General features: G+C 68.7%; 16 protein-coding genes and 1 riboswitch. Of the genes, 11 read left to right on the top strand and 5 right to left on the bottom strand.

What is annotated here, in order from left to right; all coding sequences use genetic code 11:
• Positions 1-64 precede the first annotated feature (64 nt).
• Together DFI_RS16515 and DFI_RS16510 are read right to left on the bottom strand one after the other, a co-directional pair.
• Positions 65-622, bottom strand: coding sequence for a hypothetical protein (locus tag DFI_RS16515; protein ID WP_051308232.1), 558 nt, complete (start codon positions 620-622; stop codon positions 65-67).
• Positions 623-683: 61 nt separating this feature from the next.
• A protein-coding gene (locus DFI_RS16510; RefSeq protein ID WP_118375897.1) for an IS3 family transposase occupies positions 684-1,843 on the bottom strand; the annotation gives its coding sequence in 2 pieces (ribosomal slippage) (positions 684-1,579 and positions 1,579-1,843; 1,161 coding nt in all).
• Between the two features lie 171 nt (positions 1,844-2,014).
• Here DFI_RS16510 and DFI_RS16505 point away from each other — a divergent pair.
• The gene (locus DFI_RS16505) at positions 2,015-2,875 is read left to right on the top strand and encodes an SDR family NAD(P)-dependent oxidoreductase (protein ID WP_027464152.1); all 861 of its coding nucleotides are present in this window, start codon (positions 2,015-2,017) and stop codon (positions 2,873-2,875) included.
• Between the two features lie 235 nt (positions 2,876-3,110).
• Here DFI_RS16505 and DFI_RS16500 read toward each other — a convergent pair whose 3' ends face one another.
• Entirely contained in the window at positions 3,111-4,205 is a 1,095-nt protein-coding gene (locus tag DFI_RS16500) for a GGDEF domain-containing protein (RefSeq protein WP_027464151.1), read from the bottom strand.
• Between the two features lie 235 nt (positions 4,206-4,440).
• Here DFI_RS16500 and DFI_RS16495 point away from each other — a divergent pair, with 235 nt between their 5' ends.
• The 3 genes from DFI_RS16495 to DFI_RS16485 all read left to right on the top strand — a co-directional run bounded on the left by DFI_RS16495 (position 4,441) and on the right by DFI_RS16485 (position 7,946).
• Entirely contained in the window at positions 4,441-4,713 is a 273-nt protein-coding gene (locus DFI_RS16495) for a hypothetical protein (protein ID WP_027464150.1), read from the top strand.
• Between the two features lie 366 nt (positions 4,714-5,079).
• Complete coding sequence (locus DFI_RS20995; protein ID WP_155864606.1) at positions 5,080-6,744, top strand: GGDEF domain-containing protein; 1,665 nt, start codon at positions 5,080-5,082, stop codon at positions 6,742-6,744.
• A 173-nt stretch (positions 6,745-6,917) separates the two neighbouring features.
• Positions 6,918-7,946 carry an ankyrin repeat domain-containing protein gene (locus DFI_RS16485; protein WP_051308273.1) on the top strand — a complete coding sequence of 343 codons (1,029 nt, stop codon included), beginning with the start codon at positions 6,918-6,920 and terminating at the stop codon, positions 7,944-7,946.
• A 247-nt stretch (positions 7,947-8,193) separates the two neighbouring features.
• Here DFI_RS16485 and DFI_RS16480 read toward each other — a convergent pair whose 3' ends face one another.
• Complete coding sequence (locus DFI_RS16480) at positions 8,194-8,889, bottom strand: hypothetical protein (RefSeq protein ID WP_211235370.1); 696 nt, start codon at positions 8,887-8,889, stop codon at positions 8,194-8,196.
• 496 nt (positions 8,890-9,385) lie between these two features.
• On the opposite strand from DFI_RS16480, the gene DFI_RS20330 reads away from it, so the two are divergent.
• Positions 9,386-9,586 carry a hypothetical protein gene (locus DFI_RS20330; RefSeq protein WP_155864605.1) on the top strand — a complete coding sequence of 67 codons (201 nt, stop codon included), beginning with the start codon at positions 9,386-9,388 and terminating at the stop codon, positions 9,584-9,586.
• Positions 9,587-9,683: 97 nt separating this feature from the next.
• On the opposite strand, the gene DFI_RS16475 is transcribed toward DFI_RS20330, so the two are convergent.
• Positions 9,684-10,625 (bottom strand): ABC transporter substrate-binding protein, encoded by a 942-nt coding sequence (locus DFI_RS16475; RefSeq protein WP_027464149.1) that lies wholly within the window; start codon positions 10,623-10,625, stop codon positions 9,684-9,686.
• 145 nt (positions 10,626-10,770) lie between these two features.
• Positions 10,771-10,885, top strand: a riboswitch (cobalamin riboswitch).
• A gap of 232 nt (positions 10,886-11,117) precedes the next feature.
• Between DFI_RS16475 and DFI_RS16470 the strand changes: the two genes are divergently transcribed.
• The 6 genes from DFI_RS16470 (at position 11,118) to DFI_RS16445 (ending at position 21,555) form a co-directional block, all read left to right on the top strand.
• Positions 11,118-11,813 (top strand): HoxN/HupN/NixA family nickel/cobalt transporter, encoded by a 696-nt coding sequence (locus DFI_RS16470; protein ID WP_027464148.1) that lies wholly within the window; start codon positions 11,118-11,120, stop codon positions 11,811-11,813.
• A 23-nt stretch (positions 11,814-11,836) separates the two neighbouring features.
• Positions 11,837-16,132 (top strand): cobaltochelatase subunit CobN, encoded by a 4,296-nt coding sequence (gene cobN, locus DFI_RS16465; RefSeq protein WP_244940381.1) that lies wholly within the window; start codon positions 11,837-11,839, stop codon positions 16,130-16,132.
• Positions 16,122-16,901: a class I SAM-dependent methyltransferase gene (locus tag DFI_RS16460; RefSeq protein WP_027464146.1), complete on the top strand. Its 780-nt coding sequence runs from the start codon at positions 16,122-16,124 to the stop codon at positions 16,899-16,901. The genes cobN and DFI_RS16460 overlap by 11 nt, the downstream gene beginning before the upstream one ends.
• Positions 16,898-18,562 carry a VWA domain-containing protein gene (locus DFI_RS16455; protein ID WP_027464145.1) on the top strand — a complete coding sequence of 555 codons (1,665 nt, stop codon included), beginning with the start codon at positions 16,898-16,900 and terminating at the stop codon, positions 18,560-18,562. The genes DFI_RS16460 and DFI_RS16455 overlap by 4 nt, the downstream gene beginning before the upstream one ends.
• Positions 18,563-18,792: 230 nt before the next feature.
• Positions 18,793-20,661 (top strand): GAF domain-containing protein, encoded by a 1,869-nt coding sequence (locus tag DFI_RS16450; RefSeq protein WP_051308269.1) that lies wholly within the window; start codon positions 18,793-18,795, stop codon positions 20,659-20,661.
• Between the two features lie 405 nt (positions 20,662-21,066).
• Complete coding sequence (locus DFI_RS16445; RefSeq protein WP_027464144.1) at positions 21,067-21,555, top strand: hypothetical protein; 489 nt, start codon at positions 21,067-21,069, stop codon at positions 21,553-21,555.
• Positions 21,556-21,558: the final 3 nt, after the last annotated feature.

Genomic DNA, 21,558 nt, shown 5'->3' with positions numbered 1-21,558 from the left:
TCAGGGCGCCGAGAAAGACGTCTCAATCAACGGGTGGCTCACACCCGAGGCGAACCGGGTTCGTTCAGCGCGGGGCAGCTGGGCCATTGATCCAGGTCACCACGCGTATGGCCGTCCGCTCAGGCGTCAGACCGGTCACGTCGACGGTCACTCCAGGCCACGACACACCGGGGCGTTCATGCCATCGCGCCCAGCACATTTCATGCCAGCTGCCGTCCATCAGAACGTCAGGACGCCAGTCCGGGTAAGCCTGATGGGCCCGCATCCACGCCGCCCAGTTCAGCATGTCCTGTGACGCGAGTCCGTCACTCCGGGCGCGCAGTCGCGCGATGCGCTCGACATCGCTCACGTCCAGCAGGAGATGTCGAACGCCTGGCAGTCTCGGCGTGGAGGGCGCGGCGAGCACTTCGCCCAGCGGGCACGGACCGAGCAGGCCGAAATCCCCTTCCGCCTGGAGCGCGGCCTGCATCCACTCTTCAAGGAGGTGCTGACGCTCGACCTTCCCGCCGCCCTTCCAGCGTTCGTCGAAGTCGTGCCACTCCACCGTGGGGAGAGACGCACGCAGGAGGGGGAGGATGGTGGACTTCCCCGAGCCAGCAGCGCCACCGATGACATAAAGCATGCCCGCACGCTAAGCCAAGAGGCTGGAACACTGGGCTTGCCCCGACACTGCGTAGCTGAAGTTAAGCGGCTGTAGCTTGCCGTTCGAACTCGTGGGGCGTCAAGTAGCCCAGGGTGGAATGGCGACGCTGGCGGTTGTAGAAGACCTCGATGAATTCGAACACCGCCTGTCGGGCCACCTCTCGAGTCTCAAAGATGTTCTCGTCCATCAGCTCCCGTTTCAGGGAGCTGAAGAAGCTTTCCACCACGGCATTGTCCCAGCAATCCCCCTTGCGGCTCATACTGCCTCTGGCCCGCATGCGGGCCAGTTCTGCCTGAAAGAGCCCACTCGCGTATTGACTGCCCCGGTCACTGTGATGCATCAGACCGGGAGATGGAAGACGGCGCCGGGCAGCCATCTGAAGGGCAGCCAGCGGCAAGGTGGCCGGCATCTGCGTGTCCATGGCGTAGCCCACCACCGCCCGCGAATGCAGGTCCAGGGTGACGGCCAGGTACAGCCAGCCTTCCCGGGTGGGCAGGAACGTCAGGTCTGACGCCCACACCTGATTCGGCTGCTGCACCTCAAACTGGCGTGCCAGCAGATTCGGGCAGACCGGCATGGTGTGACTGCTGTGCGTGGTTTGCACCCAACGGCGCTTTCCTTTGGCCCGCAGACCACCCAGGCGCATCAGGCGCGCGACCCGCTTCCGGGAGACCCGGAGACCTTCAGCTCGCAGTTCTGCGTGAACGCGTGGTGCCCCGTAACGTCCTTTGCTGCGTTGGTGAGTGTCTCGGATGCGCTGCTGGAGCAGCGCATCCTGCTGCGTGCGCTTGGAAATCGGCCTTCTCCGCCAACTGTGGTACCCGCTCACCGATACCTCCAGGACCCGGCACATCACGTCCAGGCGGTACTGCTCGCGGTGGTCTCGGATGAACTGGTACCTCATCGTGTGATTTCTTTGGCAAAGAAGGCCGCTGCTTTTTTCAGGATTTCACGCTCCTGACGCAGAATCTCGTTCTCTTTGCGGAGTCGCTGAATCTCCTGTTGCTCCGGGGTCAACACCTGCTTCCCTTGACCGGGGAAGGCGGATTCCCCCCTCTGCTGCTCGGCATTCATCCATTTCCGCAGCAAAGAGGCGTTGATGCCCAGGTCGCGGGCGGTGCCCGCGAGGTTGCCGCTGGTTCGGGCGAGTTGTACAGCATCTCGCTTGAACTCGGCGGTATGGATTCTTCGGTTCGTCATGATGGCGCCTCCTATGTTCGAGGCTTATCTCCATCTACGCCATATCGGGTCACCCTCACACGCGTCCGTGGAGTGGCTTAGGGGGAGGCTCTCCACAGCGGAGGCAGAGCGTCATGCGGCACTGCACGAGCGGGCGATTTCACCGCCCATCGTCACCCGGTATGCTGGCCCATGACATCAGCTTTGCAGGGGAAGGTCGCGCTCGTGACCGGCGCGTCGCGTGGCATCGGTCGCGGCGTGGCCCTCGGGCTCGGCGAGGCGGGCGCCACGGTGTACGTCACCGGTCGCACCCTCGCGGGCCGCTCGACGCACATGCCCTTCCTGGCAGGCAGTCTTGAGGACACGGCCCGGGAGGTGACCGCGCTCGGCGGTCACGGCGCCCCCGTGCAGTGCGACCATACTGACGACGCCCAGACGCGGGCGGTGGTAGAGCGCATTCAGCAGGAGCACGGCCGGCTGGACATACTGGTGAACAACGTCTGGGGCGGCTATGAGGGCCTGCACCTCTGGGATGAACGCGGTGAGAAATGGAACTCGCCGTTCTGGGAACAGCCTACGTCGATCTGGGACGATATGTTCGCGGCCGGCGTCCGGGCCCATTACGTCACGAGCCAGCTGGCCGCGCCGCTGCTGCTCAGGACGCGGGGACTGATCGTCGGAATCTCGTTTTTCGCTGCGCAGCGTCACCAGGACACCGAGGGCATTCCCTACTTCCTGGCGAAGAATGCCACCGACCGGATGGCCCTGGCGATGGCCAACCACCTGCGGCCACACGGTGTAACGAGCGTCAGTCTCTACCCTGGCCTGGTGAGGACCGAGGGCGTCATGCTGGCTCCGGAAGGCGCGTTCGACCTGTCCAACTCCGAGTCGCCCCAGTTCATCGGCCGTGCCGTCGCGGCGCTCGCCGGTGACCCGAACGTCTTCACGAAGACAGGTCAGGTGCTCGTGGCGGCCGAACTCGGTGACGACTACGGGTTCACGGACATCGACGGGAAGCGGCCCAGATCCCTGCGTCCCGACTGGGAAGGCTGAAGCCAAGTCCAACAGCGGGGCAAGGGGACCGGGACCGCCCATGGGTACTGACCCAGATGCAATCTCACCCACCCAGGTCAAGTCCTGGTTGCGTTGACCAGATATGAACATGGACTTGCGGGATGCCTGAACCTTAAAGCGGAGGGCTAAATCACGCCATTTGTCCGGACTGCCGCCGGATCCAGACGGTGGAATGGCCGGTCCCGTCAGCCTTCTGCCGCACCCGGACGCAGCGTCAGGCGGCCTTCACGGTGCCGCAGATGCGGCTCCGGCCTGCGTGCTTGGCGGCGTACAGTTGCTGATCGGCGGCGTTGAGCACGTGAGTACTGTCGCCCTGCACGGGCACCAGCCCGCCGGAGAACGTGATCCCTGCGCCCGCGAGCGGCACGGCCGTCGCCACCTGGGCTTCAACGGCCTGCCGCAGCCGTTCTGCGACCTCCTCCATCCGGGTGGTGTACAGGCCACTGAACAGCACGGCGAATTCCTCTCCGCCCAGGCGGTACACCCGGTCGCTGGCCCGCACGTTCGCCTGCAGAGCCTCGCCCAGCGCGATCAGCACCCGGTCTCCCATGCCGTGCCCGTACGTGTCGTTCACGCGTTTGAAGTGGTCGATGTCCAGCAGCAGGAGGGATCCCGTCCCGTCCTGGCCCGGCAGGTCCTGATCGAATTGCCGGCGGTTGTAGCACCCGGTGAGGGGATCCACGGCGGCCAGGTAACCGAGGTGCGTGGTGCGCGCCAGGGTCCGCAGGCGGCTGTGCTTGACCTCGAACGCGACGAACAGCCCCAGGGCACTCAGGAGGGTGCTGGCGACGTAAATGGGCAGGGCGTCCACCGAGGAGCGGCCTGCCGCGGCGAAGGCCAGGAAATAGATCAGGTTCGCGCCGGCAAACAGGGGAACGGGGCGCCAGAGCCGCCGGGTCAGAGGTTCGGCCTGGAAGGGCGTTCGCAGCTGGATCCAGCCGGTGCCCCAGGCGCCCAGCACAGCCACGAGCACCAGTTGCAGCAGGGCGGGGCCGGCCCCCGGTCCCCCGAGGAAGAGGCGGTAGGCGGCCAGCGGCAGGGCGACCAGGAGGGCGGGGAGCACGCCGTATCGGCGGGCGACGAGGGCGATCACGACGGCGCGGAAATCGAAGATGAGCCCAGGGGCGAGGGTGACACTGTGGAGCATCAGGTACAGGCCGAGGGCGACCGTGGCGGCGTACCGGACGGAGAGGCGGGCGAGCGAGTCGGGCGCACTTCCGGGGCGGTAGGTGAAGGTGATCAGGGTGACACCGGCGATCAGCAGCGCGAGGTTGTCGAGGAGGTCGTTGAGGTGGGCTCCTGCGCTCATGAGGTCAGCATAGAAAGCTGCTCTGTCCTCAGCCTGACAGCACAGTGGAGTGAAGGCCCTGTTCGGAGCAAAGTTCAACAGCGGTGTGAATCAGGATCACCAATGGCGTCCACGGAATCCAGACACGTCAGAAAAGTGTGCTAAGGAATTGTTAATTTTTATACATGTGGTCCGCGTCCCACTCAGACCTTCCCGACCACGCCACCCGCTCCCTATGTCCTATGCACAGGTTCCCATGACCCCCACCGCCTGGCTCTGGCTGCTCATCATCACCGGACTGCTCGGCACCGCCCTGCTGCTGGCCCGCGCCGCATGGCACGGCCACCAGCAAGCCCACTCAGGCTGGGGCGCCCCAGCCGGCCTCGCAGGTCTCCTGTTCTGCGCCGCCCTGATCATTGCCCTGAAACAGCAGCCCGTGTGGGGTGTCGGCCAGGTGGTCACCACCGTGATGGTCACACTCGCCCATCTCGCTGGTCGGCAACCCACCGCCCTCTGGACCTCCCGGTAAATCGGCGCCCCTCGAGGCCATGGTTGATGGCGGCATAGGCCCATTCAAGCTATGTTCATGCGCTCTCCGTAACGATGCGCCCGCAGTCCCTTCCCCAGGCAAACCTGGTGCGGTCCACCCCCCGCCCACGGCCAGCGTACGTGGCCGGGGCGAAAGGTCCTCCCATGCTGCACGCTGACCCGCAGTGGGAGGCGCCTGGGACACACATGCCGCAGCGCCCCCGTGAATGAAGGCGAGTTCCCGCAGGCCGCCCCGGCGGGGCATGAAGCGATGATGAGCGGTGAGGCGTCAGGGTCGAGTGCGCTGGCCCGGTCTGCTGCATAGTCTGGCATTACGTCCAATGGAGCCCTGGAGGTGACCGGCCGCATGCCCCCTCTCTTCGCCTTGATCACCGCCCTCAGCGCCGTCACCTCCGTCACCGCCTTTCGCGCCCAGTTGCAGGCTGCCCTGGCCGCCGATCCGGCCCTGCCGTTCACCCTGAACCCCGACGACACGGGAGAACTCCTGCGCCCGTTCGCGCGAATGGCGGCTGACCTGCCCGCAGAGCAGCAGGCCTTTATGCACGTGGTGAACCAGCAGCATGCCCGGCTGGTCGCCGTGGACCGGCATGAGCGCGTGAACGCCCTGGCTGAACAGTTCGCCCGCCGCGACGAGATGAACCCTTCTCTGGCCTGGTTCGCCGAGGAACTCTGCCGCATCTACCAGCTGGGGGGCCTGGCCGGCCTGGTGGTGACGGGCGGGACGGTGCAGCGCCGCAGAGAGTGGGACGCCGGCTCACCGTACGTGCCCGCCCTCACGCGTGGGGACCTGGGCGTGATCCGGGGCGGTGACGTGCAGGTGCGACCCGACGGGGTGCTGCTGCCGCTGGGCGGCAAGTTCCGCCCTCGCGCGGCGTTCTGGCTGGACGCCCCGGGCCGGGAGTGGCTGGGCACGGACCGGACGCTGCTCAGTCACCTGGGACACCAACTGGGCCTGGAGGTCGAACGTCAGCAGGCCCTCCGGTACATGCAGAGCCTGCCGGCCCTGCGCCGGGAACTGCTGACGGCGAAACTGCAGGACGCGTACCAGCCGCTGCTGGAACGGGCGCTGGCGACGATTCCGGGGGCGGAGTGCGGGTCGCTGCTGATCCGGGAGGATGGAGGTTTCCGCTTCGCGGCGAGCGTGACCTTCGACGAGATGGAACTCCAGGGCGTGACGTTCACGATGGCCGACATGCGGGACACCTGGTACGGGCTGGGCGAGGAGGCCTGGAGCCGGGGCGTGCCGCGCATCATGGCCAAGGGCCTGCTGTCCGTGAAGGGCACCGGCTACGACCTTCACGGGGTGCGCGTGGAGGACACCTTGCCGAGCGTCGAGACGCTCCAGGCGAACATCGGGGTGCCGATCCTGTACCAGGGCGAGGTGTACGGCTTCCTGAACGTGGACTCCATGACGGATCCCGAGGCGTTCGAGCAGGAATCGATCGTCCTGGCTGAATCGTTCGGGCAGCAGGCCGCCCTGCTCCTGCACGAGGCTCACCTACGGGCGCAGGTGCACGCCGCCTCGAGAACAGATCCCCTGACCGGCCTGCCCAACCGGCGGGCGTTCATGGAAGTCCTGACGCAGGAAATGGCCCGGGCAAGGCGGCACGGGCACCCCCTGTCGCTGCTGCTGGCGGACATCCGGGCCTTCAGGACCTTGAACGGCACGCGTGGACATCGGGCGGGCGACGAAGCCCTCGTGCGGGTGGGGGCGGCCCTGCAACGCGAGCTGAGGAAAAGCGACGTCGTCTTCCGGCCCGCGGGTCAGGGCGGGCCGCTGGAGGTGTTCCGGTGGGGCGGGGACGAGTTCGCGATCCTGCTCCCGCAGACGGACCTCGTCGGAGCGCAGGTGGTGCGGGAGCGAATACGCGCCGCCGTGAGGACCGCAGACCTGGACGGGCCGCAGGTCGAGCTGAGTATCGGCGTGGCCACACTGAGCGCAGGCGACGCCACCGGCGAGGGCCTGCTCCGTGAAGCGGACCACGCCCTGTCCCGCGACGAGCAGCGGTGACCGGCCCGGGCTCGGCATCGGCCACCCCCTGAACGAAATCGGCTGCGCGCCGACAGGCCGGACGCAGCGAGGCGCATGCGTCCGCGCCGCACCCAGGTATGGGCCTGAGGTGACCCCCGCCAGCCGCAGTTCGCCTGCAATGATTGTGAAAGCGGTGACCCATAGCATGACGTATGCACCGTCTCCTCACCATGACCGTGGTCCTGACCCTCGCGTCCACCCCTGCCCTGGCCGCCGGGGAGACGCTGCAGGAGCTGGCCGGACGCATGTACCGCGACGCCACCGGCGGGTACCTGAACGAGATCAAGACCTGGCTCGGCATGGGAGCGGACATCAACTACCAGCTTCCCTACGGCGGCAAAACCGCCCTGATGGGGGCCGTGTCAGGCGGGCAGCACGCCATCGCGCAGTTCCTGATCGACCAGGGCGCGGACCTGGGCATCAAGGACGACACGGGCCGGACGGCGCTGGACTGGGCGCACTTCTACGGCGATAAGAAGATGGTGGCGCTGCTCGTGGCCGCGGCAGGACCGGCCCCGGTGAAGGTGGCGGTGCCGCCCCTGAAGACCCCGGCGCCGGCGAAGGCGCCTGTGGCCGCGCCGAACAAGGCCTCCTCCGCCCGGGGCGTGACGCCGCGTGCCTGGACAGACAAGGCCCGCTGGCCGGCGTTCACACACTTCCGCGTCGGGGAGCTGGTGCAGTTCTGGACCTCCACGGGGTGGCGCCGCGGCGTCATTGAGGAGGTCCGCTCCCAGCAGGACCGGAAGTACCTGATCTCCCAGCTCGACCAGCCCACCTGGAAGGACTACTACGCCTGGGGCGAGGTGGCGCACGTCACGCGCAGCCCGTACTGGACTGGCTTTTTCGTCGGCGAGTGGCGACTCGGTGAGGTGATGGCAGTGAACACCCGCACGGACGGCAAGGACCTTTACCGGGAATTCTCATACGCAGCAGCGTCAGAGGCGCTGAAGATCAACGGGGACGGCACCTACCTCTGGAAGGCCGGAGGGAAGGTCACCCGGGGCACCTGGACGCCGGCGGCCAGCGGTCCGGGCGTGGTGGTGAAAGACGCGCGGGGCGTGGCCTGGACCCTGGTGAACCACACGAACGCCATCGAGGAAAGCATCCGGAAACTGCAAACGGCGCGGCTGTACGCACCCGGACAGATGAGCGTGGCCGCGAACCGGCCGATGGGCCGGTAGCCTGCCAGGTTTCGTGCATCATGCCCCACCATCCCGGAGGGGATCCCACTGGACCCACGCATTCGGGCCTGCGGCTTTCCTTGCGCTGAAGCCCCTCCTTAACCCAGGGACCACTGCTCTACCTCGGCTGAAACAAAAGGTGAATTTCGATCGGGTACGCCGCTCCGGGTTTGCCAGCCCACGATGGACCTGGAATACAGGAGCGATAGGTCGCACGGCACCGGATCTCACCCGTGCCACAGCGTCTTCAACGGAGGGCTTCGGGCAGGGAGGCCTCACCGGGCTGCCGGGCCAGCGACGTCACTGCTGGCAGGTCAGCCTGGCAGTCCTGCCAGAGCGCGTACCCGAGCCATGCCAGGCTCAGGCCCATGGGCACGGCCGCAACGCGTTGCATAGCGTGTGGCAGCACAGAAACCACCACGGGCAGCAGCGCGGAGACAGCGAGGGACACGCCAGCCGGCCGGGGCAGCACGCGGGCCTGGACCGTTCCCAGGCCGAAGAGCAGGCCACCGAGCATGTACAGCAGGCCTGAGAGCGGGCCAGCGGCCGCGAGGACCCCGAGGTCCATCTCACCGGGCCGGCCACTGAAGAGCCCCAGGAAGCTCTGTACGAACCCGGGTGAACTCGCGGCGATCAGCGGCAGTATGAAGGCTTCGACGAAGGTGAAGGCCGCCACCAGAATCAGCCAGAGGCTGAGCAGGATGTACCCGGTTACGCCGGGCCAGCCGGCCGCACCGGCTTGCCGGGTGTGAAGGGCCGTCAGACCCAGCAACCCGAACAGCGGCATCACCATCGTGAGGGCGTGAACGAGGGCCCAGCGGGAAGTGGTGACCGCGGCGAGGGTCTCAGCGGGGTGAATGGCCTGAACCAAAATGAAAAGAAGGCCTACCACAGTGGCGGCGAGGCCGCCCCAACGTCCGAACGGTGCCGGTTGACTGTTCATGTCGCTGCTCCCTGTGCACGCCACGGGAGGGCGGGTGTGCGTGCCAATGAGCGGGTGCGAGAACAGCGGCGCCAGGTTCCCCATGAAGCGGCTGTGTTAGGGTTTCGGGCCTGTGGGAAGGAAGCGGCGACGTAGAGGGCGGAAGAAGCGGGTCACCCCGGAGCAGTGGGTGACGCGGCTGTCCGTCCTGCTCCTGTGCCTCGACGCCTCCCTCTTGATCGGCTTGATGCTGCAGGGTCGGTAGCGACAGGCGAGCGGGCGAGTCCCCACGTCACAGCGCCTCAGGGGGCTGCGCAGGATTGCCAGGGCCGTCCGATGTCAACCGGTTCACACATCCCTTTCTGGAGTTTTTCGGTGGAAGGCCGGGCTCAGGTGCATGACGGCGACGGCCTCGCTCCTGAACGCTCCTTGCCTTTCTCCTTGCGTTTCCCTGGTTCTCGGCACGCTCCTTGCCCCTTGCGGTCAACAGTCCGCGGCCTCGGGTCTGTGCAAGGTGGTGCCCAATGAGTCGGGCTGGTGCAGCCGGGACGCTCCACTCTCGCAGTACCGCTTCTTCGTGAAGTGCTACGACAACGGCGTCGCGAACCGGTTTGGCCACGTGGATGGCGTCTGGCGTAACAACGGCGGCACGTACCGCTCGTCCGCGATCTGTGCCGCTGGAGACTGGTACCAGACCTACGGCTTCGAGTGGCGCTGACGCGGCGTTACCCGGCCTGAGCCGTGCGGCCTGCACGGCCGGTGATCTTGTCGAGGCTGAAACGGACGTTACGGGTGCAGTGCGGGGTGAAGCTTCGTCACCGCAGCTGGCGCAGGAGTTCTTGCACCATCAGCTCCTCGGCGATGGGCCCGCGAATCCGGCTGAACAGCTGAACGTCCAGGAAGTACACGTGGCCCTGCCGGCTGGCCCGCAGGGTCTGGGCCAGGGCGTTGGCCTTCCAGTCCCGGGCGGCCTGTGCAACGGTGTTTTTGCTGCTGGCGATCACGAAAACGGCATCCGGGTTCAGGGAGCTGAGGGCTTCGCTGCTGATCTGGGCGTAGCCGTCGGTCAGGGTGGTGTCCCGCCGGGCAGGGAGTTCGAGCTTGAAGCCTAGGTTTTCGAAGAATCCGCCGGTCCAGTCCTTCGGCCCGAGGATGGTGTAGAGGTTCCGGCTGGCTCCGCCCGCGTTCCAGACGACCAAGGCCTTCTTGCCGCGCAGTTGTGCGGGGATGGCCGTGCGGGCACCGGCAAGGATGCGGGCGTGGCGCGCGATGACCGCTTTGGCCTGCCCTTCCCGGTTCAGGGCCTGGGCGAGGGTGACGATGTTCTTCTGCCAGTCGCCGCTGTGAATGCCGTGCAGCAGGACGGTGGGGGCGATCTTGTTCAGGGCCGTGTACGAGTCGCTGGCGTAGTTCTCCCCCACGATCAGGTCGGGCTTCAGGCTGGCGACGACTTCCAGGTTGGGTTTGAAGCGGTCCCCGACGTTCACGGGGGTGCCCTTGACCCGGCTGCCCAGGTACCGGATCTGCCGGATGGGGCTGCCGTAGTTGTTCACACTCAGTTGTGCGGCCTCGCCGTAGCCAACCGGCTGAACGCCGAGGGACAGCAGCAGGTCCAGCGCGTGGGGGCCGAGGGCCACGGTGCGCGCAGGTGGTTTGCGGAGCGTGGTTTCGCCGCTGAAGTGATTGATGGTGAGCGGGTAGGTGGCAGCGGTGGCCGCCGTGGTCAGGCTGCAGGCGAGGAGGAGTACGAGCTTCACGGTGAGGACCATACCAAAGAATTGAGAATGAGTTATCATTATCGTAACGACGGACAGAAGAACTCACCTCTCAGATGGAGGCTGGACGAACCAGAAACCTGCCCCGACAGAGGCTGTGCCCCTGGACGCCCTCCAGACGTCAGGTGGTAGAGTCCCCATACCTGAATCAGGGGAAGTCCGGTGAGATTCCGGCACTGTTGCGCAGCGGTAATGGGGCCTGGCCCATCAGTCCGAATGCCTCTCAGGGACGCGGCGCCTCCGGGCTTCGCACCTCTCGCCATCAGAGGGCCAGCAGCGAGTCAGTCGGTCAATGCACGAACACCTGCATTCCCGCCCACTCCGGCCCCCACCGGAGTGGGCGTTTCTGGCATGCCCGTCCCGTTGCCGTTTGCCTGTGCCTGCTGGAGTTCCCATGCGCCCTTCCCTGTCCACCCCACCACCTCCTCCCCGGAACCCTGCCTGTCGCTCCGCCCGGCCGGTCAGGAACAAGGCATGACGGCCACGCTCGCCCTGGTGTTCGCGCTGGGTCTGCGCCACGGCATGGACGCCGATCACCTGGCCGCCATCGACGGCTTCTCCCGCCTCCGGCCAAGCCGGTGGAACGGGGTGCTGTTCGGCCTGGGACATGGACTGGTGGTGACCGCGCTGGCCCTGCTGGTGGACCGCCTGGGTGCGAACTTCGGGCTGGGCTGGCTGGCGCCGTACCTTTTCCTGGGCGTCGCGGCCCTGAACCTGTGGCGGCTGCTGCGGCCAGCCGCGCCGCACGCTCAGCCGTCCCGGACGGCCAGCCGGGCGGTCCTCGCCTCCAGTCCGCTGCTGATGGGCCTGCTGCTGGCCGTGGGCATGGAAACCAGTTCACAGCTGTCGGCACTGGCGCTGAGTGAGCGGGTACCGCCGCTGCTGCTGGGCCTGGTGTTCACGCTCGGCATGGTCCTGACCGACGGCATGGACGGCCTGCTGGCCGCGCAGTTGCAGCGCGGCCAGCAGGCGGACCCGCAGCGGGCGCGCCTCGCGTCCCAGGCAATGGGCTGGATGGTCGTGGCCCTGTCGCTGACCTTCGCCCTGTGTGACCTGGCCGGCGTGGATCTCGGGGAGATCGCCAATCCCCTCGGGTTCGCGGTGTTCGCTGTGCTGGTCGCGCTGCGCGTGTGGAGCCGGACCGGGCGCGCCGCTGCGGTGGCCGCGTGAACGCGGGAGCGACGCGGCAGCGCGTGACTCGCGCCGACGGCCGGACCATTAACGTGGTCCGCAAGCGCGGACACCTGAGCTACTGCTTTCACGGCTGCTGCTGCGGGCGCACCGACCGTGGGTACGCCGCGGCGCCGGTGGACGCGTACAAGGAAGAGTGGACCCGCCGCAGGATGCGCAACCAGGTTCACCTGACCAAAAGCGGCTGCCTGGGGCCGTGCGCGCTGAGCAACGTGGCGCACCTGGTCTTCGACGGGCGCGACACCTGGTTCCACTCGGTGAACGACCCGTGGCTGGTGGCGGCGATCTTCGATTACATCTCCGCCATGCTTGCCGCCGATGGACACCTGCCGGTCCCGCCGGAACTGGTGGAGTACACCTTCAACTACTACACCTGGGACGTGGCCAGTGGGGCCGGCGCCGGCCGGGTGACCGCGGCGGCACCCGAGGTGCCGGCCGAACTGAGTGGCGTCGCGCTGCTCAGCCACGCCGACACAGACCTGCTGAACCTGCGGACCGCCCGGGAGACCCTGCCGGACGATTTTGGCCCGGTCACGGGAGCGCTGCTGCTCAATATCCGCAGCGACGCGCAGATGACCACCCTGCTGCAGGGTGACGTGGGGCGCGCCGAGGTGGTGATCGCCCGGCTGCACGGACCGGTCCGGAACGTTCCGGGGATCGACCTGCTGCTCACGCATGCCCAGAAGGCTGGGCAGACCCTGCTGCTGCTCAGCGGCACCAACGAACCGGACGCGGAGCTGGCCCGGCTCTCGCTGGCCCCTGCACATACGCTGGATACGGCCCGGGCCTACCTGGCCGCGAGCGGCTGGCAGAACACGCGGGAGCTGCTGCTGTCACTCTCGGACACCTTGCGGATGACCGGGTACGGCGCGGCGCCGCCGCTGGCGCTCCCGGAGCACGGCATCTACCATCCCAGCCTCCCGGAGGACGCCACCATGGCCGACTGGGAGCGGTGGCGGGACCCGCAGCGGCCGGCCGTGGGCGTCCTGTTCTACCGGGCCCACGCGCTCAGCGGCAACACGGCCTTCATCGACGCGCTGGTGGAGGCCTTGGACGACGCGGGGGCCGACGCCCTGCCGGTGTTCACCACCTCTCTCAAGGACGTGGACGCGGCGGGGGACCCGAAAGCGTTCGCGCTGCTCCGGTCTGAGTCCGGGGCGCCGCGCATTTCCGCGCTGGTCACCACGCTCTCATTCGCGATGGGTGAGGTCAATGCCGGGGGCGTCACGCTGCCCGGCGGGAACGTCAGCGCGTTGGGCCGCCTGGGGGTGCCGGTGGTTCAGGGCGTGACGCTCGGCGGCGGACGGGGCCCGTGGGAGACCAGTCCGCGGGGCCTGAATCCGCTGGATACCGCCATGAACGTCGCGATTCCGGAGTTCGACGGGCGGGTCATCTCGGTGCCGTTCGCCTTCAAGGAGCAGGAGGGCGAGGTGCGGCGTCAGGTGGCGGACCCGGAACGCACCGCCCGGCTGGCCGGCACGGCCCTGCGGCTCGCGCGGCTGCGACAGCGGCCGAACGGCGACAAACGGCTGGCCTTCGTGTTCACGAACTCCACGGGCAAGGCCGCGCAGGTGGGCAACGCGGTGGGCCTGGACTCGGCCGCGTCCCTGCTGCGTATCCTGCACGCCCTGAGCGCGGAGGGCTACGACGTGGGGGAGCTGCCCTCGTCCCCGGACGCCCTGATGCACGAGCTCATCGAGCGCAGCAACTACGACCAGACGGTGATGACGCCGGGCCAGCTGTCCAGGGCCGCGGTGCGAATTCCCGGGCCGCTGTACGCCAGCTGGTTTGCCGAGCTGCCGGCCTCTCAGCAGCGCCGGATGACCGAGCAGTGGGGGAAGGCGCCGGGCGAGGCGTACGTGCACGGCGGTCAGCTGTGTTTGGCTGGCCTGACTTTCGGGAAGGTGTTCGTGGCCCTGCAACCGCCGCGCGGGTACGGCATGGATGCCGACGCGATCTACCACACGCCTGACCTGCCGCCGACGCACCACTACTACGCCCTGTACCGCTGGCTGCGGGAACCGGTGGTGCTCGGGGGCTTCGGCGCGGACGCGATGGTTCACGTGGGCAAACACGGCACGCTGGAATGGCTGCCGGGCAAGGGCGTGGGCCTGTCCGCCTCCTGCTTCCCGGACAGCTTCCTGGGCGACCTGCCACTGTTCTACCCGTTCGTGATCAACGATCCCGGGGAGGGCACGCAGGCCAAACGCCGCGCGCACGCCACCATCATCGATCACCTGCCACCCCCGCTGACCCGCGCGGACACGTACGGCCCCCTGGCCGAACTCGCGGCGCTGGTGGACGAGTACTACCAGCTGGAACTGCTCGACCCGGGCAAGCTGCCGCTGTTGCAGGGGCAGATCTGGGACCTGGTGCAGCAGGCCAACCTGGGCGTGGACCTCGGCACGATGCTGCGCCGGGACCATGGGGACCACGTCCACGAATGGGACGACACCGAAACGGAGGACGGCGTGCCCGTCACCATCACGGAGATGAACGGCTCGGACGTGGCGCACCTGCTGGAGGACATCGACGGGTACCTCTGCGAACTGGGCGCCGCGCAGATCCGCGACGGACTGCACGTCCTGGGGCAGGCGCCGCAGGGGGAGCAGCAGGCGGAGATGCTGCGGGCGCTCACCCGCCTGGCGAACCCGGGCGTACCCGGCCTGCACGCCGGCCTGTCCGAGGTGCTGGGCCTGCCCCTCGCGGACCTGCTCGGTCACCCCGGGCAGCGCCGCGCGGCCGACCCGGCGCTGAACAACCTGGCCGGCCGGGCGGTCCAGACGAACGGGGACGCCCTGGAACTGCTGGACGAGCTGGCGCTGCACCTGTACCAGACGCTGCAGGCGCGGGACTTCGACCCGGCGGCGATTCCCGAGGTGCTGGCCCTGACGCTCGGCGTGCGTGACGGGTACGCCACCCTGCCGCTGACGCTGGAGTACGCCTGCCGGAACCTGCGGCCCGACCTGGACCGCACCGGCGAGGAGATCACCCACCTGCTCGCGGGCCTGGCCGGACTGTACGTGCCCGCCGGGCCGAGCGGCGCGCCGTCCCGGGGACAGGCGCACATCCTGCCGACCGGGCGCAACTTCTACGCCGTCGACCCCCGGGCCGTGCCTTCACACGCGGCCTGGGCGGTGGGGCAGAACCTGGCGCGGGAGGTGCTGGACCGCCACCGGCAGGACTGCGGCGGAACGTACCCGGAGCACGTCGCCATCAGCGTCTGGGGCACCAGCAACATGCGCACCCAGGGGGACGACGTGGCCGAGATCCTGGCCCTGCTGGGCGCCCGGCCGCTCTGGCACCCGCAGAGCCGGCGCCTGGAGGGCGTGGAACTCATTCCCCTGGCGGAACTCGGGCGGCCACGCATCGACGTGACCGTGCGCATCAGCGGCTTTTTCCGGGACGCCTTCCCGCAACTGATTCACCTTCTGGACGACGCCTTCCAACTGGTCATGCACGCCGAGGAGGACCCGGAGCAGAACTACCCACGCAAGCATTACCTGGCCGAACTGGAGGGCCGCCTGGGTGACCTGCCGCCCGACGAGGCGGAGACGCGCGCCACCCGCCGGGTGTTCGGCAGTGCGCCGGGCACGTACGGCGCGGGCATCCTCGACCTCATTCAGGAAGGCAACTGGCAGACGGACGCGGACTTCGCGAACGTCTTCGTGAACTGGGGCGGGTACGCCTACACGGCCGCCGAGCAGGGCGCCGACGCCCGCGAGGACTTCCGGGCCCGCCTCTCCCAGACGCAGCTGGTGCTGCACAACCAGGACAACCGAGAACACGACATCTTCGACAGTGACGACTACCTGCAGTTTTTCGGGGGGATGCTCGCCTCGGTCCGGCACCTCAGCGGCGCGCAGCCGAGAGGGTACTTCGGGGACAGCGCCAACCCCGAGCGGGCGCGCGTGCGCGACCTCAAGGAAGAAGCCCTGCGGGTGTACCGCTCACGGGTGGTGAACCCCAAGTGGCTCGAGGGCATCCGGCGGCACGGGTACAAGGGCGGGCTGGAGCAGACGGCCACCGTGGACTACCTGTTCGGTTTCGACGCCACCGCCCAGCTCGCGCATGACTTCATGTTCGAGGGCGTGGCGCAGGCCTACGCCCTGGACCCCGAGAACCAGGCCTTCCTGAAACAGAGCAACCCCTGGGCGCTGAACGCGATCACCAGCCGCCTGCTGGAAGCCGAGCAGCGGGGCATGTGGAAGGCGGGCAGCGGGACGCTGGCCGCCCTGCACGACCTCCTCGCCGAAAGCGAGGGGCTGCTGGAGGAACGGGGGGAACATGCCCGCTGATCCGTTCATCCGCTGGCGGGACCTGGTGTACTCCGCCCGGTCGGAGCGGTACCGGCCGGAACGCGACCTTGCTTTCTGGCAGGGCAAGGCGGCCGGGTACGACCACTCCCAGCCGCCGCTGCCGAACACGGCCGCCTGCCTGCGGGAGGACCTGCGCGGGCTGGGCAGCCTGCTGGAGGTGGGGGCAGGCACGGGCCGCCTGCTGCTTCCCCTGGCGGACGCCGTGGCGCAGGTCACGGCGCTGGACCACTCGCCCGACATGCTGGCGCAGCTCCAGGCCAAAGGCCCACCCGCGCACGTGCGCGCCGTCTGCGGCTCCCTCGAGGAGGCGGAGGGAGTGGTCGCCCCCCATGACGCGGTCCTCGCGGCCTGGTCCCTGGCCTACCAGCCGGACCTGCGCGCGGCCCTGCTGACCCTGCGGCGCCTGAGCCGCCGCGCTCTCTACCTGCTGGAAGACGACGGCGTCGGCAGTCCCCATGTGCAACTGCGCCGCGCGCTGGCCGGCACTCCCAAGCCCGGCCGGGCGAGTCTGCTGCAGGACGCCCTGGACGCCCTGGCCTGGACCTGTGACGTCCGGCGCGTGACCGAGCGCCGCAGGCTGACGTTCACGGACATCGCCTCCCTGCTGGCCTTCGCGCGCCTTCCCCTGAGCGAATCCGAGAGTCTGGCGGCGCTCGGGCCGTTCCTGACCGAAGAGGACGGTCAGTGGACCTACGCCTGGACGTTCGACATCACCATCCTCCGGGTCGACCAGGGGGTGCGGGCGTGACCGCGTACCCATTGTCGGCCGTGGCGCACCAGCCCCAGCTGCTGCTGGCACTGTCGCTGGTGGCCGCCTGCCCGGACCTGGGTGGGGTGCTGATCCGGGGCGACAAGGGCGCCGCGAAGAGCACGGCCGCGCGGGGACTGGCGGCCCTGCTCCCGGACCGCGGCCCCTTCGTGAACCTGCCCTTGGGCGCCACCGAGGACCGGGTGGTGGGAACCCTGGATCTGGACGCGGCCCTGCGGGGCGAGGCCCGGCTCCAGCCAGGCCTGATGGCGCAGGCCCACGGCGGCCTGCTGTACATCGACGAGGTCAACCTGCTGCCGGACCACCTCGTGGACGTGCTGCTGGACGCCGCGGCGATGGGCGTGGTGCGGGTTCAGCGCGACAGCCTCAGCGCCGAGCAGCCGGCCCGCTTCGCGCTGGTGGGCAGCATGAACCCGGAAGAGGGCCAGCTCCGGCCGCAGTTTCTAGACCGGTTCGGGCTGTGCGTGGACGTGCTGGCCCCCCGGTCGCCGGAGCACCGCGTGGAGATCATCCGCCGGCGCATGGCGTTCGAGGCTGACCCGGCAGAGTTCTGTGCCCGCTGGGCGGAGCAGGAACAGGCGCTGCGCGCCTGCCTCCGGCAGGCCGCCGAGGGGTGGCGGGGCGTGCAGGTCAGTGACGAGGTGCTGACACAGGTGTCCGAACTGGTGGTGCGCTCCGGTGTGAGCAGCCTGCGGGCCGACCTGGTGCTGCACCGCGCCGCCCGCGTTCACGCCGCGATGCACGGCCGCGAGACGGTCACGTGGGACGATGTGGACACGGTAGCCCCGCTGGTGCTCAACCACCGCGCGTCCGTTCCGCCGCCCCCCGCGCCGCCCCCGCCGCCTCCCCCACCGGAACCGCCCGCACCGGCCCCGCCTGACCGCCCCCAAGACCCGCCGGAGGCCGCCGCGGACGAGTTCTTCGCCGCCACGCCGGCCGCGCCCATCGTGCTGCACCGGGCCGCCCCGGGCCGGCAACCGGCAGGCGCGCCGCGCGGACCGGTGATCCGCACGCAGCCGGATCCGGCGGCCGAGCGTCTGGACCTGCCCGCGACCCTGCGCACCGCCCTGCAACGCGGGCTGGGAGCGCAGGGCGACTTCACACTGACCCGGCAGGACTTCCAGGCCCCCGTCAGGCAGGAGCAGGCGGGACGGCGGGTGCTGTTCGTCGCGGACGCCAGTGGCAGCGTCGGGGTGGCGGGGCGCATGGGCGCGCTCAAGGGCGCAGTCATGGCCCTGCTGGCGGAAAGTGGCGGGCGCGACCGGGTGGCCCTGATCACCTTCCGGGGCAGCGGAGCGGACCTGCGGCTTGGCTGGACGACGGACCGCCAGGCCGCCGAGGACGCCGTGCGCGCCGCCCCGACCGGGGGGCGGACCCCGCTGGCGCACGCCCTGCAACTCGCCGGCGAGGTTCTGCGTCAGGAGGCGCACGCCGAACTGGTGCTGTTCACCGACGGGCGCGCCAATGTCCCCCTGAGCCCGGGCAGCGACGCCTGGGCCGACGCCCTGGCTCAGGCCCAGCTGCTCAAGATCTACCCCAGCACCGTCGTGAACACGGAGCACGGTCACGTCCGCCTGAACCGCGCCGCGCAACTGGCCCGTACCCTGGGGGCCACCATGCAGGACCTGCAGCCGGTCTGAAGGGGGGGGGTGGGGCGGCCCTGGCGAAAAGGGGGCTCACCAGGGGGCAGCCCGCGGGGCTTGTCTGCAAAAGATCCTCGGAATCCGGATCCTGGTGCTGGGCACCGTGGTGCCCGCAGTGACCTGCGCGCTGGCGTCCGGCGGGCAGGGACGCTCAGCCGGCGACTTTTTCGCTGACGCGTTGTGTTTTACATGGGCGCAGCCACAGCCAGCCCCTACAGTGTGCGGTGATGTCCGCGCACGTCGATGCCGAATACGCCCGCCTGGAGGCCCTGGCGCGTTACCAGATCCTCGACACGCTGCCGGAGGCCGCCTTCGACCGGCTGGTCAACCTGGCAGCCCGGCTGTTTGACGTGCCGATCTCCATGATTTCGCTGGTGGACGAGACGCGGCAGTTCTACAAGGCCTGCGTGGGTCAGAACAAGCGGCAGGATGACCGTTCCGTGTCGTTCTGCGCCTACGCCCTTCACAGCCCGGAAGTGCTGGTGATTCCCGACGCGACCCAGGACGAACGCTTTGCGCACAATCCCCTGGTCACCCACAGCCCCCACATCCGTTTCTACGCCGGGGCGCCCCTGATCACCCCGGACGGCCACATCCTGGGAACCCTCTGCGTGATCGACAGTCGGCCGCGACTGGGCCTGACCCCGATCGAACGTCAGACCCTGGAGGACCTCGCGGCCCTGGTGGTGGACGAACTGGAGCTGCGTTTCCGCACCATGGAACTGGAGCGGGAAGCCAGCGCCAATGCCTCACTGGTCCGAGCGCTGCGGGACACCCAGACGTACAGCGACACCCTCCTGGGCGTCAACGCCCTGTTGCAGCTGGTGGACCTGCCGGTGGAGGACGTCGCGGCGCAGGCCATGGCCCTGGTCGCGCACACCACCGATACCGACTGGGCGGCCCTGGTCGCCGTCCAGGGGGACGAGGCCTGTCATCTGGCGGCCTGGGCCCGGCCGGGCGTGGGGGAAACCTTCGGCGCTGCCGTACCCGGCCGGCTGGTCCGGCCGACGGGCCTGATCTGGGCCGCGGTGTCGTCCCCCAGGGCCGTGTACGTGGAACGGTACCGCGAGCATCCGGACGCGGCCCCCACCCTGATCTCGGCCGGACTCCAGGGCGTCGCGATGGTGCCGCTGGGGTCGTACCAGGAGCGGGAATTCGTGATGATCTTCGGGCGCGTCCGGAGCGCCGAGCCTTGGCGGGCGGCGGACCGTGACCTGCTGGAGTCGGCGTCCGGCGTCGTGAGGCACGCCCTGTACACCGCGGAGGCCATCGAGCGGGGGCAGGGAACAGCGGGGGTCGACCGGGTGACCGGACTCCCCACCGATGGGGCCTTCTTTGCGGGGCTGACGCAGGCGTCCGGGCAGCAGGCCGGGGTGTGCTGCGTGATGGTGCGCGGTCTTCAGGAAACGGACCTGAGGCAGGGCGCGGAGCAGGGTGACCAGCTGCTCAGGGAGCTGGCCGCCGCCCTGGAACGTGCCCTGCCCCCCCAGACCCGGCTGTTCCGGCTGGGCGGCGGGGTCTTCGCGGCCCTGAACACGGCTCCTGAGCAGCTGCCCGACTGGACGGCGTCCGTTCAGGCGGGAATGGGGCACGCGAGGGACGCGGCGCGCTCTGCCGGGTTTCCGGCAGTGGATCTCGCCTGTGGCTCCGCGTGCACGTCGCCTGAGGTGGTCAGTGCCGAGGATGCCTGGCGACTGGCCCGCGCCCACTGCCGCAGGCAGATGGTCGGGATGCTCGACGCCGCGGCTGGCAAGAAGCCGCAGCCGAAGGGCGATGTCCAGGCGGGCGACACCGTGCACCGCGGCCTTCTGAGGATCGAGCGCGAGGCGCAGCGCGCCATGGTTGGCCCGCACACGCTCCCGCTCAGTCCCACGGAACTGGCCGTCCTCACCGAGCTCGCCTCGGCGCCCGGCCAGGTGGTGTCGCGAGACGTTCTGGCGCAGGCCACCCGGCAAGGCTCAGCGGGTGCCAGCAACGCCCTCGACGTGCATGTGGGCAACCTCCGCCGCAAACTGGCCCGGGTGACCAGCGCGGTGGAAGTCCGGTCGGTCCGTGGGGCGGGATACACCCTGCACGTCGATCCTTCATCTACCTGAAGAGTCGGACCTTCATCTACCTGAATAGCGGCACTGCCCTGTGTGAACCTGTGCAGCTGGCTCCTGAACAGTGGTCCTGACCAAAGTCAGGAGACGGGGCAGAGTCATGCCATTACAGGCCAGATCGGGAAATCGATAAAACATCGGCCAGGTCGGCCTTTTCGCGAGTCGCAACAGCAGGAGTCGGGCCCGGAGAACGGTCCGGAGCGCCCACCTTCATGTAGATGAAGGTGGGGACATTCACGCGGAAAACCACCACCCACACAGGTAAGAGCGGCGTAAAGGCCCATTTCCTAACCTGAACGGGCTCAGAGATCGCCCCCCTGCCCAACGCTCACCACTCCCGGCTGCACTGCTGACTGTCTCAGTGCACTGTCGTTGTCTGCCTGTCCAAGGAGGCCCACTGTGAACCGCACCGTGCTTCTGCTGACCACCCTGCTCGGGACCGCTTACGCGGCCACCCAGGCTCCCCTTTCCCTGACCCTCGTTCAGGACCTGATCGTCCGCGTACAGAAAGACGGCAAGGTCACCGAGCAGCGCCTGGACATGCCCAAGAGCATCAAACCCGGCGACCTGCTGCTGGAAGAGGTCACGGCCCGCAACACCACCCGGGGCGTCCTGCGCGGCGCCGCCATCAACCTTCCGGTGCCGCGCGGCACCACCTACGCCGGGGACGCCACCCGCAACGCTGCGGTCACGACGCTCTTCACGGTCGACGGCAAGACCTTCGCCGAGGCACCCCTGAAACGCAAGGTCACGGTGACGGAGAACGGCAAGTCCGTTCAGAAGGAAGTCACCGTCCAGCCCAACGAGTACACCGGCGTCCGCTGGGTCGTGGGCGCCATCAAACCAGACGAATCGCTGAAGCTCAGCTTCCGCGTCACGGTCAAATAACGG

This window comes from Deinococcus ficus (assembly GCF_003444775.1).
Taxonomy (GTDB): domain Bacteria; phylum Deinococcota; class Deinococci; order Deinococcales; family Deinococcaceae; genus Deinococcus; species Deinococcus ficus.
The sequence above is the reverse complement of the archived record's forward strand: the minus strand, read 5'-3'. Positions and strand labels throughout refer to the sequence as shown.

What these genes read in the sequence shown, in the direction of transcription:
- DFI_RS16515 (WP_051308232.1), bottom strand. Translation starts at nt 622, where the DNA reads ATGCTTTATGTCATCGGTGGCGCTGCTGGCTCGGGGAAGTCCACCATC.
- DFI_RS16480 (WP_211235370.1), bottom strand. Translation starts at nt 8,889, where the DNA reads ATGAACAGTCAACCGGCACCGTTCGGACGTTGGGGCGGCCTCGCCGCC.
- DFI_RS16460 (WP_027464146.1), top strand. Translation starts at nt 16,122, where the DNA reads ATGCCCGCTGATCCGTTCATCCGCTGGCGGGACCTGGTGTACTCCGCC.
- DFI_RS16495 (WP_027464150.1), top strand. Translation starts at nt 4,441, where the DNA reads ATGACCCCCACCGCCTGGCTCTGGCTGCTCATCATCACCGGACTGCTC.
- DFI_RS16485 (WP_051308273.1), top strand. Translation starts at nt 6,918, where the DNA reads ATGCACCGTCTCCTCACCATGACCGTGGTCCTGACCCTCGCGTCCACC.
- DFI_RS20995 (WP_155864606.1), top strand. Translation starts at nt 5,080, where the DNA reads ATGCCCCCTCTCTTCGCCTTGATCACCGCCCTCAGCGCCGTCACCTCC.
- DFI_RS16500 (WP_027464151.1), bottom strand. Translation starts at nt 4,205, where the DNA reads ATGAGCGCAGGAGCCCACCTCAACGACCTCCTCGACAACCTCGCGCTG.
- DFI_RS16470 (WP_027464148.1), top strand. Translation starts at nt 11,118, where the DNA reads ATGACGGCCACGCTCGCCCTGGTGTTCGCGCTGGGTCTGCGCCACGGC.
- DFI_RS16505 (WP_027464152.1), top strand. Translation starts at nt 2,015, where the DNA reads ATGACATCAGCTTTGCAGGGGAAGGTCGCGCTCGTGACCGGCGCGTCG.
- DFI_RS16450 (WP_051308269.1), top strand. Translation starts at nt 18,793, where the DNA reads ATGTCCGCGCACGTCGATGCCGAATACGCCCGCCTGGAGGCCCTGGCG.